1 protein-coding gene is annotated in these 744 nt (G+C 52.0%); it reads left to right on the top strand.

What is annotated here, in order from left to right:
* On the top strand, positions 1–744 hold a 744-nt coding region (locus NQT65_RS20330), incomplete at both ends, for an Ig-like domain-containing protein (protein WP_256851922.1).

The raw sequence follows: 744 nt of genomic DNA, 5'->3' as shown, positions 1-744 counted from the left end.
CTGATGCCGCAGGCAATGAGAGCACCGCCAACAGCAGTGGCAATGTTGATACCATTACCCCAGTTGTCACTGTGGATGCACTGGGGCTTGGAAACGACAGCACACCAATTATTAGTGGTACTTCAACAGAGCCTGAAGGCACAGTTGTAAACATTGTAATCACCGACAGTAATGGCGATGAAACATCACTCACCGCCACCGTGGATGTCAACGGCAACTGGCAAGCAATCAGCCCAGAATTACCTGATGGCAGCTACAGTGTCCAAGCCAGCATTACGGATGCGGCGGGCAATACAGGCGGCGCTACGCAATCGGGCACCATAGATAGCCTTGCCCCGACACTGACACTCGATACTGTAGGCGCTACCAACGACAGTACGCCAACTATTAGTGGTACCACGAATGCACCAGCCGGCACGGTAATTAGCATCAGCGTTAGCGATGGCATTACCACCGAAACCTTTACAGCCACAGTCCAAGCGGGTGGCAGCTGGTCAGCGGATGTACCAAATGCACTGGTTGATGGTGAGCTGACCATTGAAGCCAGTGTGAGTGACAACGCCGGTAACACCACCACGGTTAGTGAAACAGCCACGCTGAACACCACCGCGCCAAGTATTAGCATTAATACCTTGGTTGATACCAACGACACCACACCAACCATTAATGGGACAAGCGATGCAGCCGATGGCACCACCATTAGCTTAACGTTTGAAGACAGTGCAGGTAATATTACGACTGTTG

This window comes from Pseudoalteromonas agarivorans (genome assembly GCF_024518735.1).
GTDB classification, from domain to species: Bacteria; Pseudomonadota; Gammaproteobacteria; order Enterobacterales; family Alteromonadaceae; genus Pseudoalteromonas; species Pseudoalteromonas atlantica.
The sequence above is the reverse complement of the archived record's forward strand: the minus strand, read 5'-3'. Positions and strand labels throughout refer to the sequence as shown.